The following is a 13,742-nucleotide window of genomic DNA, read 5'->3' as shown; positions in this document are numbered from 1 at the left end:
GGGGTGAAAGGAATGGCCACCTCCCCCTCTTCCGAGACCAAAAAACCAACCGCGGCAAGCCGCATCAGATTCTCAATCGACCTTCACCTGACCGGCCTTCCTTTCGCGCTCACATTGACGGAATCGTTTCACAAAGCTGCCGTCGATTAGATCATCGACCTCCAACTCAAGTGCACAATTGACCAGAGAAGCCGTTGAGTTGTTCGACATCGAGAATTTATTCGGAATGAATCCGTATCTCCTTACTCTGTTTTTATCGAGAGCGGCCTCAAATGCTCTAAGGAAATCTGATAGGCCAGGGCGACGCGCATCAGTCTGCTTCCAGCGTTGCAGTGGAGCTTACCTTAACCAGGTCAATGCAATGCGTCTGTCGCCCCTTGATTAGGCGATTCATCTGAGTCACATTTCCAGCTAAGCCACAGATCGTTCCTCCTGGTCAGCCTTAACATGCTCCGCTTCAGCCATCTGATCGAAGCTGCTTCGCTTGGCCACAAGACAAATACCGACGATCGCCAAAACGACCCCCTCTAGAATCAGGGTGTATTGAGTTCCCATCAGGCTAGCCAATCCGCCAGCGATCAACCCGCCGACTGCCTCAAAGCCGAATCGAATGGAAATGTAGAAAGCGACGACACGGCCTCTAAAGGCATCACTCGCCATACTCTGCAGGGAGATGTTGGAACTGACGTTCGACGCGCTTATCCCAAATCCGACGACCGCCAGCAAGACCATACAAAAAGCAACGTTGCCGGTCAGCGCACTCCCCGCCAAACCCAAGGCGCTGGCAAAAATGCAACCCAGGATCATCCCTTTCAGATGCTGCGTGCCCTTCTGTAGAGACAACACGACAGTCGCTGTGAACGCCCCGATCCCTGCCGCCCCCCAGAGCCAACCCAGCGTCCGGGCATCACCGACGAAGACGTTCTTGGCGAGCACCGGAAGCAGAGTGGCATAAGACGACGCGGTGATATTGGTTGCGATCACGCTGATCATCAGCATGCGGATCGCCGGGTTTGCAAAACTGTAGGTGAACCCTTCGCGAAATACTGCCCCCAATGGCTTGCTGCTTCTGATGCTTGGCCGGCCTGGTACCTTGTAGAGCACCCATAGCGGAGCTAGGAAGGCAACACTGTTTATTGCAAAGCAGATCGCTTCACCCGTGCTTGCGACCAGTAACCCTGCGAGTGGCGGGCCCGCGAAGCGAGAGCCGTTGAGCAACATCGCGTTCAGCGCGAGCCCATTGGGCAGATCCTTTCGGTCGCCGATGAAATTGCCGATCATCGCCTGTCGCAACGGATTTTCTAACGAGTTGAAAACGCCCAGCAACAAAGACATGCCGATGATGATCTCGGGAGTGATCGTGTGTGTTGCGGTCAGAATGGCCAGTGCGAGCGACTGAGCGCCAAGAAGCGCCAGGACAACCATCAGCAGGCGACGCTTGTCGTGTTTATCTGCCCACGCCCCGGCTAGAGGCCCGAGTAGAAGCTGGGGTATAAGAGCGCAAAAAGTCGCCAACCCGAGAAGGGATGCCGCCCCCGTAATGTGATAGACCAGCCAGGCCAACGCTACCTGCTGGATCCACTTGCCAAGATGAGAAAACGCTTGGCCAAAGAAGTAAAAACGAAAATCCCGATGGGCCAACGCTCGCACTGGAGCAGGCCATGATCTCGCGACCTCGGTATTCAAATTAAGCTCCTCAAGATGCTGCCCAACTCCGGTGTTCCCCGGAGCTAGGCAGCACTAGGTCGGAGTACCGGCCACTGAATCAGCGCCGCGTACCCATTAGGTTATTTTTCCGGAATCGGGCAGTTTTTCGCCTTGAGCGAGGCAAGCACCCAACGACGGTCATTGGTACCTGCTGCGATGGCCTGCAGTTGTGCCTGCTCTGCGTCGTACTTGGACTTCGCCTTGCCATAAACTTCTTCAACATCTGCAAACGGCACGCAGACGAGGCCGTCGTCATCGCCCAGCATCAGGTCGCCTGGTTCCACCACCATCCCATTCAGCGCGATGGGGGTGTTCACCTCACCTGGGCCGTCTTTGTATGGGCCACGATGGGTAACGCCTAGGGCGAAGACAGGCAGATCGGACTCACGGATGGAACGCGAATCGCGTACTGCGCCGTAAATGACGATACCGGCGACCTGCTTCTTGATAGCGTACGCCGTCATCATTTCGCCGATCATGGCGTTGGTTAGATCCCCACCGGCATCCACCACGATGACATCGCCAGGTTGAGCAATGTCCAATGCGTAGTGCAGCATGAGGTTGTCACCTGGGCGGCATTTGACGGTGATGGCCGGGCCTGCGAGGACACCGTCGCGGTGCATCGGACGAAGCTGAGCTCCACCTGCGCTCATGCGGTTCATAGAGTCGCTGACGTTCGCTACAGGCAGCTCCCGGAAACGCTCAACTAGATCCGAAGTGACTTGACGGACACGATCGAGCACACGAAAACCATTAGACATAATGTTCTCCAATAATTTTAAATTTTGTTATTCAATGCCATACCCTTTCAGGCACGGCCAACTTCCACGCAAGCAAATGTTGTAATTCCAATAACGAGCTACATCCGGTAGATCTGAGTTGCAGTACCGCTGAACAGATCGGCTCTTTCCGACTGGCTGAACTCCTTGGTCAACCTTTTGAACGCATTCCAGAGAACCTTGTACGAGTACATACCCTTGTCCACTGGAAAGTTGCTTTCAAACATGCATCGCTTGGTTCCGAACAAGTCAATGCACTGCATAATGTACGGGTCCCAAAGTAGGGCCAGTTCTTCAGAGCTGGGAGGGGTTAAGCGTTGGTGCATATTGAAGCCTCCGACACTCATGCCCAGCCCTCCGATTTTCACCACAACGTTGGGAAGACGAGACAGCTTTGAGAGCGAATCTGCCCACTCGCTGAACACCTCATCCCTGCGCCCTTGGTATTGACCAGTGCCAAGTGGCCCGCCTATATGGTCAAGAACGATTACCAAGTCGGGAAAAGCTTTGGCTAATGCCAGCACTTCACCCAACTGGGTGTGGTACGCCCAAATATCCAGGGACAACCCATAACGCCCCAGACAGGAAACACCTCGGCGAAAATGCTGCTCTTTCAATAGCCCAGCAGGCGGTGGATTCGGATTGGTGACGATCGCCGGATCAGCGTGCCAAGCTGTCGTGTTGCGAATGCCGCGAAGCCTTGGCCCGGCCCTCTCGATCATCTCCTCCAGCACCGGAGCAATCGCAAGACCGTGGGTCAGATCAGCTCCAGCAACGATCGCAGCACAAGCTCGAAAATCACCGTACTGCCCACTGGCAGACAAAGCCGCGACACCGTTGGCAAACTCCACCTCTCCAACCGATCGGAATTGCTCCTGTCGTGAGATATCGAACATCGTCTTGCACTGGACATAAACGGAAGCCCGCACGTTGTGGCCCGAGTAGGCATCCTGCAGAAGATCCTCGAACAAATATCTGCCGGAAGCGCGATCCCAGAGGTGATGGTGGGCGTCGATGATTTCGAGCTCAGGCTCCAGTACCGGCTCATCCCACTGGCGCAGCCACTCAGGGCGTACCAGGATATGAGGCGATGAAACCGCCAACGTGTCAGTCCCGGTCATAATCAGTGAGCCCGAATATCCGAGATGAACTTCGCCGCCCTTGCGTGGTTTGGGGCATTGAAGAACTGGTCAGGTGCGGCACGTTCCAGAACCTCTCCGACATCCATGAACCAGATCCTATCTGCGACTTCCCGAGCAAATCCCATCTCATGGGTCACGCAGATCATCGTCATCCCTTCGGCAGCCAGATCCTTCATGACCTGAAGCACTTCACCGACCATTTCAGGGTCGAGTGCGCTAGTTGGCTCATCGAACAGCATCACCGGCGGCTCCATCGCCAATGCACGGGCAATCGCCACGCGCTGCTGCTGGCCACCAGATAGCTGAGGCGGCATGGCGTCTGCTTTATGAGCCAGCCCAACCTTTGCCAGTAAATCGCGAGCCTTGACTTCAGCCTCCTGCTTGCTGCGCTTGAGCACCGTTGTAGGCCCAATCATGACGTTCTCCAGAACGCTCATGTGCGGGAAAAGGTTGAATTGCTGAAACACGAAACCGATTCGGCTCCGCATTGCGTTGAGATCCTGCTTCTGCCCGTGCACATCTTCGCCTGAGATCAGGATGCTGCCGGCTTGAATTTCTTCCAGTCGGTTCACAGTCCGGATCAAGGTAGATTTACCCGAACCCGACGGGCCACAGACAACCACTACTTCTCCAGCCGCAACGGTCTCGTTGATTTCGTTGAGCGCCTTGTAGGGGCCATACCACTTGTTTACGTTTTTGAACTCAATCATTTTGATTCCCCTACGAGAAGCTGGCTGCTGTTTTTGCTCTCCGAAACGGCGTTATACGTACCCAGTCGTTTCTTCTGAATTGACTGCTCAACCCACTTGGCAAGCCGGCTCAGGGAGAAGCACAATATGAAGTACATCGCGGCCAACAAGGCGTAGACCTCAAATGGTTTGGTCAGCACCTGGTTATTGATTTGGTACGCAGCAAAAGTCACCTCCTGAGTCCCAATCAGGTACGCGAGGGAGGTATTTTTGGTAATCAGGATGAACTGGTTCAGGATGCTTGGGAGCATGTTGAAGAGCGCTTGCGGAAGTACGATCTTCCACATCGTCTGCCAGTACGTCATGCCAATAGCGCGAGCTGCTTCCACCTGACCTTTCGGAACCGCATTGATCCCAGCTCGGACGACTTCTCCAAGGTATGCCCCTTCGTACAGCACTAAGGCGACAACCATGGTGATCGTGCCGGAGATGTTCACTCCAGTGATCAGTGGGACTGCGAAGTACGTCCAAAAGATCAACAGCAGCAGTGGTACTGCACGGATGACGTAGGTGTACCCCATCGCCACCTTCCGGACTGGGTTGATCGGACTAGTGCGCGCCAGGCCAATGGCGATAGCCAAAGGAAAGGATGCAATCAAACTGACCAACGCTAGAATGACAGTGAGCGCCAGGCCACCTAATGGCCCGTTAGGGTACTGGCCGACCAACAGCAGCACCCCGTAGTCTTGAATAATTTCCAGCATTATCTAGCCATCCTCAGTTCTTGCCGGTGTTGCCACAACGCGCCGAGCGCCATGATGCTCCACGAGCCAGCCAGGTAAAAAAGGCTCGCCACGGCGAAGGTCTGGAAGGTCATGTAGGTCTCACCCTCGATCTGCCGGGTGATGTACATCATCTCAGCCGTACCAATCGCCATCGCCAAAGCAGTCGACTTAAACAGCACGAGCGCCTGGTTCACCATTGACGGAGCAGAGGCTCTGATAGCCTGAGGTATCAGGATTTTGCGCAGAGTCTGAACGTAGGAAATCCCCAATGCTCGCGCAGCCTCCGTCTGTCCACGAGGAAGCGAACGGAATCCGCTGCGAAGGTCTTCAGAGATGTACGCCGCAGCATTGAGAGTAAGAGCGATGATCGCGAAGATCACCTCCCCTCCATGGCCGTTTACCCAATCTTGCAGATGCGTGGGCAGAAGCTGAGGCACGCCGAAATACCAAACGAAAAGCTGCACCAGACTCGGCACGTTTCGGTGGTATTCAACGAACGTGGAAACCACTAGGTTTCCGGCGCTGCCAGGAATCAGGCGAATCCCCATGAGCAAACAGCCCAACAGGAAGGCCAGGACTCCAGAGATAAAAAACAGCTGCAGAGTAACGAAGATCCCGCCCAGAAACAGGCTCAGGTAATCGCCCTGCAGCAGTGAGGCAAAACCATTGAAAATTGACACCAAACACCTCAATCAGGCCGCATTACGCGGCCTGCAGCAATCACTGAAAATCGGAAATAGCGGTTAATTTCTTTTCCCGAACCAGCTTGTATTCGGTGTCGTTGCCATACCAGTGATCCCAGATCGCCTGAAGCTCACCTGTGCTTTCCATCTCGGCCAACGCCTTATCAACGGCTTCGGTAAGAGCCGCCTCGCCCTTCTTGATCCCGATGCAATTCGGCTCAAAATGCAGCGCCTGGTCGAGGAACCGCATGTTCTGATCACGTGCATGGAAGCGAATCGCTGCCGGCACGGTCATCGCCATTCCTTGAACCTTGCCTTGCTGCAAAGCCAGGAACGCTGCCGGAGCATCTTCGAAGCCGATGACCTTGGCATCTGCGATCTGTTGACGCGCATAAAGCTCTGGGGTGGAGCTCTTGACCGCGCTGATACGCTTGTCAGCAAAATCAGCAAAGCTGCTGATACCGGTATCGCTCTTGACCAGAATCTTGATCGGCACCTGGTAATAAGCGCCCGAGAAGTTGATCTGTTCTGCCCGATCCTTGGTGTAGCCAAGCGCCGCCGCGACGACGTCGGTGCGACCGGAAATCAGCGAAGGAATTCGCGCACTGACGGCGATGCCCTGCATTTCCGGTTTAACGCCAAGGTGCTTGGCTAGAGCCTTACATACGTCCACATCCAGGCCGACGATTTCACGGCTTACCGGATCCTGGTAACCAAGCGGAACGCTATCGGTCAACGTTGCACAGCGCAGCGTGCCACGTGCTTTGATGTCGTCCAAGGCATCAGCCATAGCTGTTGTCGATGTGATTACGCATAACAGTGCAAGGGCGGCCCTTTTCATTTTTAAAAGTCTCTTTTTAGGTGGAGGGCAGAAATCAATTTGAGCAAAACTTCTTATTCTGGGCGGTCGCTGAATCTTACTTCAGCGCCTGACAAGCCTCTTTAATCCGGCGGCATCCTTCGGTGATCACCTCGTTGGAAGTGGCGAAAGACATGCGGAGGTAAGGGGACAGGCCATATGCAGCGCCGTCTAGCACTGCCACATTCGCAGTTTCGAGCAGGTAGTCTCGAACGTCCGTGTCGGTCTTCAGGATCGTTCCATCAGGTGCCTGCTTTCCAATCAGTTCCGAACAGTTAGGGTAAGCGTAGAACGCGCCCTCAATCGGCAGACACTTCAGGCCTGGAATGTCATTCAACAGCCCGGAGATCAGGTCACGGCGGGCCGCGAACACTTCAGCGGCTTGGCGAATGAAGGATTCACCCTCATCCAGCGCTGCGACTGCAGCAGCTTGGCTAACAGAAGAGGCACCGCCGATACTCTGGGACATCAGCTTGTCCATGGCTTTGACAAGAGCCACTGGGCCACCACCAAAACCAATGCGCCAGCCAGTCATGGCGTACGCCTTCGAAACGCCATTGATCACGAGCGTCCGCGCCTTGAGTTCGGGAGCAATCACCGAAGGGGCTGCCAGGGCGGCCCCGCCGTAGTTCAGGTGCTCGTAGATTTCATCAGTCATCAACCACACTTGCGGGTGATGCAACAGGACATCCGTCAGAGCTTTCAGCTCGCCCGGGCTGTAGATCGCTCCAGTAGGGTTGTTTGGAGAGTTCAGCACCAACCATTTGGTGCGTGGCGTAATAGCTGCTTCCAGCTGCGCTGCAGTGAGCTTGAAGCCTTGAGAGCCCGGACATTCCAAGATGACAGGAACACCCTCGCAGAGCTTCACGATGTCGGGGTACGAAACCCAGTAAGGCGCAGGAATGATCACCTCGTCGCCCTGATCGACAGTGCAAGTGAAGGCGGTGTAGATCATCTGTTTTGCCCCGGAGCTGACGATGATCTCTTCGGGGGCAAAATCCAACCCATTGTCGCGCTTGAACTTGCGCTGCACGGCAGCCTTCAGCGCCTTGGTACCGGTCGTCGGGGTGTAGTGAGTCTGCCCCTTGAGTGCAGCTGAACTTGCCGCCTCGATAACGTTGGTTGGCGTTACAAAATCAGGCTCGCCGGCGCAAAAGTCGAGAATGGAGATACCGGACGCTTCGAGTGCAGTAGCACGTGCCTTGGCTGCGATACTCGCAGAAGGAGAGAAACGATCAAGTCGGTTGGAAAATGGGTATGTCATGGAGGCTGAGCCCTATTGTCTAAGTCTGGCAAGTCGAGGTTACATAGTCCGGAATTGGATGAATAACGATATTTAGTTTGATTTATTCATACCAATATGGAATCTTTTATGGCCTTTTCTGCCTTCTGCGGAGTCAGACATGATCACGATCAAACAGGTTGAAGCCGTCTACTGGGTGTCGAAGCTGGGCAGCTTCGATGCGGCGGCGGAACACCTGAACACGAGCCAGTCGGCCATCTCCAAGCGCATCCAAGAACTGGAGTTGATGTATGAAAAACCGCTTTTTGACAGAAGCCGCCGTACCGCCCAGCTCACGCCTTTGGGAAATGAAGTGGCGTCCTTGGCACTCTCGCTTCTGAACCAGCGCGACGCCATTCTTCAGCGACTGGAAAGCCCCGAAAACCTTCGGAGAAAACTGCGATTGGGCGTGACCGAGCTCACGGCACTCACTTGGTTGCCCGACCTTGTTCAAGGGATCAGGGAGACGTACCCGAATGTGGAAATCATTCCGGAAGTCGACCTCAGTCCAATCCTGTATGAGCGCCTGACGTCCAACTCGATCGACCTGATCATCGTGCCGGATATTTTTCAGGACAACCGATTCACCTGCACGAGACTGAACTCCGTGGAGAATGCCTGGATGTGCGCCCCAAGCCTGATCGGAGATTCCGGAACGCTGACGCTTAAAGAGCTGACGGGACGAATGCTGCTTGTCCAAGGGGTGCTGTCCGGTATGGGTAAGGCATACGGCCAGTGGTTCAGGGAGGAAGGGGTCGACGTCAGTCGCTCCATCACCTGCAACAACCTCCTGGCTCAGATAGGCATGGCCGTCTCCGGCTTGGCGACTTCCTACCTCCCACTGCACTGTCTGAAACAGCTGCTTGATCGGAATCAGCTCCAGGTGCTCAACGTTGAACCTGCCCTTCCCCAAGTTTTCTACAAGGCCATTCACCGTGCTGCGGAAGAGGATTTGTTCATGACGCAAATCGTTCAGATAGCAGCGAGAACTTGCGACTTCACCAAGTTCATAATCTGAGGCCAATTTCACGAGCGATGAACAGGCGATGGAGTCAGCTGGCCCCACCTCCTGAACCTGATTCATATGCCATTTCATGCCGCTTGAGACTTCACAACTGGCACTTCTTTGGAGGCGCTCGCCACTGGTGTAATCGGCAAGCGGGCCAACGTCAGGCAAGCAACGATACCCAGGCCTGCGATCACCAGAATTGGAACAGTGAATCCACCCGTGGTTTCGCGGAGCATCCCGACCAGTGAGCTGCCCAGGAATCCCGAGAGGCTCCCAATTGCCACAACCATGGCAATACCACCGGCAGCAGCACGGTCTTTCAAAAATTGCGTGGGGATGGTCAAGATCACTGCCATCGATGCAAAGCTACAGACAAGAGCAACGGTCAGACAGGCGAACTTGGCCCACGGAGCGTCGAACATCGTAGAGAAAATGAGGCCTGCGCAAGCACAACCCAGTGCGATCAGCACGTGTTGCTTACGCTCGCCCTTGCGATCAGACCGACGGCCCCAGACAGCCATGGCAACAGCGCTAAGCATGTAAAGTCCCGCCATCGACCAGCCGATGTGCTGTGCCGTCCATCCGAATTCACGGATGATCTGCGGCAGCCACAGCCCTACCGTTTGGTGGGTGATCAGCACGCCGAAATTGACCATCCCGAGTGCCAAAACACTCTTGTTGGTCAGCACAGCCCAGAGCTTGAAGGAAGGCTTATGGGCAGACTCCTGATTGATCGTGGACTGGAGAAAGTTCTGCTCTTCCGGGGTCAGAAACTTCGCTTTTGACGGTTCATCGCGCAGGCAAGCGAACACGACAAATGCCAAGAGTATCGAAGGAGCTGCTTCCACGACGAACAGCAACTGCCAGCCTTTGAGACCAAAAACGCCGTCCACGCCGATGAGCCAAGTGGACAGTGGAGAACTGATCAAACTCGCAACCGGCACCATCATTAGGAACATCCCGGTCGCTCTGCCTCGGTAGTTTTCCGGGAACGCTTTCGCCAGATATAGAACCACTCCTGGGATGAAGCCTGCCTCAGCAACCCCCAAAAGGAATCGAATGCCGATCAGGCTGGTGCCGTCCCAAGCAAATGCAGTCAGTCCCGAAATGATGCCCCAGGTAAGCATGATGCGGGATATCCAGAACCGTGGGCCGAACTTATGGCAGGCCAGATTCGATGGGATTTCGAACAGCAGGTATCCCAGGAAGAAGATGCCGGCGGCAACGCCGAAAGTAGAGGCATCCAAGCCTAGATCAGCGTTCATTTTTAGCGCGGCGAACGAGATGTTCGTGCGGTCGATGTAGCAAGCCAGGTAGCTCACCATCAACAAGGGCATGAGGCGCCAGCTCAATTTTGTTATCGCCGATTTCTCGACGCTGCTGCTTGGATTGTAGTTAGTCATCACGCTAGGCCTGTTAATTATTTTTGTCTATTAGATGGCTGCCTGTGGTCAGGTCGCACATGTCACGCCCGACAATTCATAACCACTTTATGAAAATTGTAAAGCCCCCTCTTGAGCATTTTCATAACGCAGTTATGATAACTGCACGCACCGGCTTCCCCCATCATGTCCGGGCACACCCGCAGGAGACCAACAATGACAACTCGAACTACCCCAGTGACCGACCGTAGCGCATGGACAGCAGCATCGCTGCACAAGGACGAATCCTGGCTGTACCGGCTGGACGAGAAGGTGATCAACGAGCTCGACGCTGCCTTGGCGCGAGTACGCCATCTGCCGATCACCGGCATCACCAAACAGGACTTCCCGCTGGATCACACGCTACTGGTGCTGAAAGCCGTCGATCAGCAAATCCACGAAGGCGTGGGCATGGCCGTGCTGCGTGGCTTGCCTGTGCAGAACTACAGTAAGGAAGATGCGTCTCGAATCTACTGGGGCATTGGGCTGCACTTGGGCATTCCGGTGACCCAAAACTCGCGCGCCCATTTGCTGGGGCATGTGAAGGATGAAGGTGTCACTTACAGCCAAAAAACTCGTGGCTACAACACAAAGGCGAAGCTGAATTTCCACACCGACAACTGCGATATCGTAGGTCTGTTGTGCCTGCGCACTCCGCAGTCAGGGGGCCTAAGTCGCTTCTCCAGCTCGCTCTCGATTTACAACCGGATGTTGGAAACCAACCCTGAGCTTCTGAAACCGCTGTTTGATGGCTTCTTCTACGACCTGAAAGGCGAGCAGCGCCCAGGTGCTGGCGAACTCAGCGACCATAAAATTCCAGTCTTCAGTGACTTCGAGGGAAAGCTGAGCTGCCGTTACGTTCGTAACGCCATCGAGCCCGCATTCACAAAGAGTGGCGAGGAAAAAACCGAGCAGCAGGAAGCCGCGCTGAACCTGTTCGACAAGCTGGCCGACAGCGCTGAATTTTGCTTCGAGATGCAGTTCGAACCCGGCGACATGCAGTTGCTGAACAACCACACAATCGTCCACTCTCGCACCGAGTTCGTTGACTTCGAAGAAGAGGACAAGAAACGCCATCTGCTGCGCTTGTGGCTACGTAACGACACCCGTCCACTCGCTCACGAATTTGCTGAGCGCTTCGGCCCAGGCACTGCTCGCATGGGCGTACCGATCTTTCAGCGCGAGCCTTCCGTAGCCTGATCCCTCCGCGACACCAGGGTGACTGGATTACTCCAGTCGCCCCCCTTCCCTGCTATTTGTCGCCCCAAGAGCCCGACTGATCGTTAGCGCCTGATCGAGCATCAACTGGTGAAAATCTCGACGGTAAGGATCGAACCGGTTATTGATGCCTGAGAGAGTCAATGATCCGAGAAACTCATTGTTTGCGCCAAACAATGGGGCGGCGACCGATGCCAGAAGCGGATCACCAATCCCCGTGGAATGCTCAATCACGTCAATGGTGAGCTCATCGATGTCATGGATCGGTTCTTCAGAAAACCGTCGTAAAATCCGGCTGGTGGCTGTCTGATCCATCGGCAGACGATTACCTGGCAGAATCCCAACCCGGATCATGTGACTAGACTCAGCCCGCAGCCAACACACCCGCCAGTCTCCATCTCGGATGTACACTGAAGAGGTCTCGGTGGTTTGCTGAGTGATGCTGTTCAGCACAGGCTGGATGATCTCACTGATATTTAACGCGCGCTCAAAGGCCCGTCCAAGCTGGAAAGCTCGCGGGCCCAACCGGAACACGCCGTTACCAGTCTTGGTTGCGTATCCCCAGCGCTCGAAGGAAATCATGTAACGTAGGATCACACTTTTAAAAAGGCCCGTACGCTCCTCAAGCTCTCCCAAGGAAAGCTCACGTCCAGTGCCAATGAAGGCATCCAGGAGAGCCAGCGTTCTCTCGGCAGCAGTTACACTGCGATCAACGGACTCGGATTCTTTTGTTTTGGCCATTATCGTAATCGTTGACAAATAATCCGATCATAACGATTAGCCAACTACCTAACAACCAATCACCTGGCGACGCCAGCAAGGTGCGTCCAGAAAGCCCCCGGTGTCAGGATAGTTGTCGCCTCTCCGAATTTTCCTGAAGACGCAGATCGGGGGCGGAAAGAGACTGTTCGTGCCGTACTATTCACCGGAACGCAAAGCCGCATTGCTCAAGATGCTGCTTCCCCCGCTGAGCCTGTCGATGGCGAGGTTGCTCGGCGCGAAGGGGTCAGCGACATGTCATTGGCCAACTGGCGCAGAAAGGCCCGCTCTGAAGGAAACGCAGTGTCCGAGAACAGCCCATCGGCCCAGAACTGGACAGCCGAAACCCAGTTTGCCGTCGTCCTTGAAACCGCCGGTTTGTCCGAAATTGAACTGGCTGAATACTGCCGTCGCAAAGGCCTGTACCCCGAGCAAATCAAGGCGTGGCGGCAAGCCTGCATCAACGGCCAGAAAGCAGACAAAGCCCAGCAAAAAGACGATCGCGAGCAAGCCCGCAAGGACAAGAAACGCATCCAGGAACTTGAGCGCGAACTGCGCCGTAAAGACAAGGCGCTGGCTGAAACCGACGCGTTGCTGGTGCTGCGAAAAAAGCTCAACAATTACTGGGGGATCGACAGCGAGGACAACTGACCGCCTTGCCGGAACGGCAATTACTGGTGACCTGGTTGAGTGAAGCCCGGATGTTGGTGGAATGGGTGTCCGGATGGTCATGGAATCCCCACATAACGCGCAAGACTCTGGAGTTTGCCCCGAGTTTTGTCATCAGCCATCAGCCAATGATTATGCCGAACCAGGCGGCCAATACCTTCACATGTAATAGCCTACCGTTTTCTTCAAGCAATCCGAGTACTCATAAATATCGTCCACCGAGTTGATCGGGTGCCGCGTCTCGTTTTTTTCCTCATCAAAGATCCCGATGTATTTCTGTGAGCGATTAAAATGCAGGCGGCAAATCGGCTTACGATTGTTATCATCCAGCAGGATACCGAAGTAGCTCTGAGTGTCCCGCTGCACGATACGTTTCGCATCAACGACAGAACGCACCATCGCACGAACAATGTGATAACCCTCCAGCTCCTCCAGTGTCGTCAGAATTTTAGCTTCTGAATCGACACTATCAGTCGTACTATTTACGCCCTCCGTAAAGACGCACTTTGGCAGCGAGACTGGCGAGCTTTTCAAAAAAGTCCATGAACGACCTCTGACCTGTTCAGATCCATTGATGAGGATGATGGCAAAATGACCACTCTTGAGAGTAGACATAAAACAGCACAAAGAAAGGCCGCCTTCCAAAAATCGGGTAAACCCAGACAGGTGGGTTAGAAATAACCTCATGATTTAATTTCACGTACAAATCTAATCAAATCAGCATAGCGGGGTGGGCGTCA

12 protein-coding genes and 2 pseudogenes are annotated in these 13,742 nt (G+C 54.6%); 3 read left to right on the top strand and 11 right to left on the bottom strand.

Annotated elements, in window-relative coordinates; translation table 11 throughout:
* Positions 1-411: 411 nt before the first annotated feature.
* The 8 genes from AC07T0_RS01585 to AC07T0_RS01550 form a co-directional block, all read right to left on the bottom strand.
* Positions 412-1,686 (bottom strand): MFS transporter, encoded by a 1,275-nt coding sequence (locus AC07T0_RS01585; protein ID WP_494999545.1) that lies wholly within the window; start codon positions 1,684-1,686, stop codon positions 412-414.
* Between the two features lie 101 nt (positions 1,687-1,787).
* Entirely contained in the window at positions 1,788-2,468 is a 681-nt protein-coding gene (locus AC07T0_RS01580; protein WP_494999544.1) for an RraA family protein, read from the bottom strand.
* 98 nt (positions 2,469-2,566) lie between these two features.
* On the bottom strand, positions 2,567-3,607 hold the full coding sequence (locus AC07T0_RS01575; RefSeq protein WP_494999543.1) for an amidohydrolase family protein: 1,041 nt from the start codon (positions 3,605-3,607) through the stop codon (positions 2,567-2,569).
* A 2-nt stretch (positions 3,608-3,609) separates the two neighbouring features.
* Positions 3,610-4,338 carry an amino acid ABC transporter ATP-binding protein gene (locus tag AC07T0_RS01570; protein WP_494999542.1) on the bottom strand — a complete coding sequence of 243 codons (729 nt, stop codon included), beginning with the start codon at positions 4,336-4,338 and terminating at the stop codon, positions 3,610-3,612.
* Entirely contained in the window at positions 4,335-5,081 is a 747-nt protein-coding gene (locus tag AC07T0_RS01565) for an amino acid ABC transporter permease (protein WP_494999541.1), read from the bottom strand. The genes AC07T0_RS01570 and AC07T0_RS01565 overlap by 4 nt, the downstream gene beginning before the upstream one ends.
* Positions 5,081-5,782, bottom strand: a complete 702-nt coding sequence (locus AC07T0_RS01560; protein ID WP_494999540.1) for an amino acid ABC transporter permease — start codon at positions 5,780-5,782, stop codon at positions 5,081-5,083. The genes AC07T0_RS01565 and AC07T0_RS01560 overlap by 1 nt, the downstream gene beginning before the upstream one ends.
* 40 nt (positions 5,783-5,822) lie before the next feature.
* A complete protein-coding gene (locus AC07T0_RS01555) occupies positions 5,823-6,575 on the bottom strand; it encodes a transporter substrate-binding domain-containing protein (protein ID WP_494999539.1) in 753 nt (250 codons plus the stop codon).
* A gap of 127 nt (positions 6,576-6,702) precedes the next feature.
* Positions 6,703-7,908 carry a pyridoxal phosphate-dependent aminotransferase gene (locus AC07T0_RS01550; protein ID WP_494999538.1) on the bottom strand — a complete coding sequence of 402 codons (1,206 nt, stop codon included), beginning with the start codon at positions 7,906-7,908 and terminating at the stop codon, positions 6,703-6,705.
* Positions 7,909-8,047: 139 nt separating this feature from the next.
* On the opposite strand from AC07T0_RS01550, the gene AC07T0_RS01545 reads away from it, so the two are divergent.
* Entirely contained in the window at positions 8,048-8,944 is an 897-nt protein-coding gene (locus tag AC07T0_RS01545) for a LysR family transcriptional regulator (protein WP_494999537.1), read from the top strand.
* Between the two features lie 74 nt (positions 8,945-9,018).
* On the opposite strand, the gene AC07T0_RS01540 is transcribed toward AC07T0_RS01545, so the two are convergent.
* Positions 9,019-10,338: an MFS transporter gene (locus tag AC07T0_RS01540; RefSeq protein ID WP_494999536.1), complete on the bottom strand. Its 1,320-nt coding sequence runs from the start codon at positions 10,336-10,338 to the stop codon at positions 9,019-9,021.
* A 195-nt stretch (positions 10,339-10,533) separates the two neighbouring features.
* Here AC07T0_RS01540 and AC07T0_RS01535 point away from each other — a divergent pair, with 195 nt between their 5' ends.
* Positions 10,534-11,556, top strand: a complete 1,023-nt coding sequence (locus AC07T0_RS01535) for a TauD/TfdA family dioxygenase (protein ID WP_494999535.1) — start codon at positions 10,534-10,536, stop codon at positions 11,554-11,556.
* Between the two features lie 27 nt (positions 11,557-11,583).
* Here AC07T0_RS01535 and AC07T0_RS01530 read toward each other — a convergent pair whose 3' ends face one another.
* Positions 11,584-12,315, bottom strand: a complete 732-nt coding sequence (locus AC07T0_RS01530; RefSeq protein WP_494999534.1) for an IclR family transcriptional regulator — start codon at positions 12,313-12,315, stop codon at positions 11,584-11,586.
* Between the two features lie 169 nt (positions 12,316-12,484).
* Here AC07T0_RS01530 and AC07T0_RS01525 point away from each other — a divergent pair.
* Positions 12,485-13,031 (top strand): annotated as a pseudogene (locus AC07T0_RS01525) (transposase); the annotation flags it as partial.
* 130 nt (positions 13,032-13,161) lie between these two features.
* On the opposite strand, the pseudogene AC07T0_RS01520 reads toward AC07T0_RS01525, so the two are convergent.
* A pseudogene (locus AC07T0_RS01520) lies at positions 13,162-13,461 on the bottom strand (restriction endonuclease); the annotation flags it as partial.
* Positions 13,462-13,742 lie beyond the last annotated feature (281 nt).

The sequence above is a fragment of the Pseudomonas sp. GW821-FHT04D07 genome (assembly GCF_059420225.1).
This window is presented reverse-complemented; position numbering and strand designations above follow the sequence as displayed.

Coding starts and splice junctions, on each gene's coding strand:
- AC07T0_RS01580 (WP_494999544.1), bottom strand. CDS start 2,468: ATGTCTAATGGTTTTCGTGTGCTCGATCGTGTCCGTCAAGTCACTTCG.
- AC07T0_RS01575 (WP_494999543.1), bottom strand. CDS start 3,607: ATGACCGGGACTGACACGTTGGCGGTTTCATCGCCTCATATCCTGGTA.
- AC07T0_RS01570 (WP_494999542.1), bottom strand. CDS start 4,338: ATGATTGAGTTCAAAAACGTAAACAAGTGGTATGGCCCCTACAAGGCG.
- AC07T0_RS01565 (WP_494999541.1), bottom strand. CDS start 5,081: ATGCTGGAAATTATTCAAGACTACGGGGTGCTGCTGTTGGTCGGCCAG.
- AC07T0_RS01555 (WP_494999539.1), bottom strand. CDS start 6,575: ATGGCTGATGCCTTGGACGACATCAAAGCACGTGGCACGCTGCGCTGT.
- AC07T0_RS01550 (WP_494999538.1), bottom strand. CDS start 7,908: ATGACATACCCATTTTCCAACCGACTTGATCGTTTCTCTCCTTCTGCG.
- AC07T0_RS01545 (WP_494999537.1), top strand. CDS start 8,048: ATGATCACGATCAAACAGGTTGAAGCCGTCTACTGGGTGTCGAAGCTG.
- AC07T0_RS01540 (WP_494999536.1), bottom strand. CDS start 10,338: ATGACTAACTACAATCCAAGCAGCAGCGTCGAGAAATCGGCGATAACA.
- AC07T0_RS01535 (WP_494999535.1), top strand. CDS start 10,534: ATGACAACTCGAACTACCCCAGTGACCGACCGTAGCGCATGGACAGCA.
- AC07T0_RS01530 (WP_494999534.1), bottom strand. CDS start 12,315: ATGGCCAAAACAAAAGAATCCGAGTCCGTTGATCGCAGTGTAACTGCT.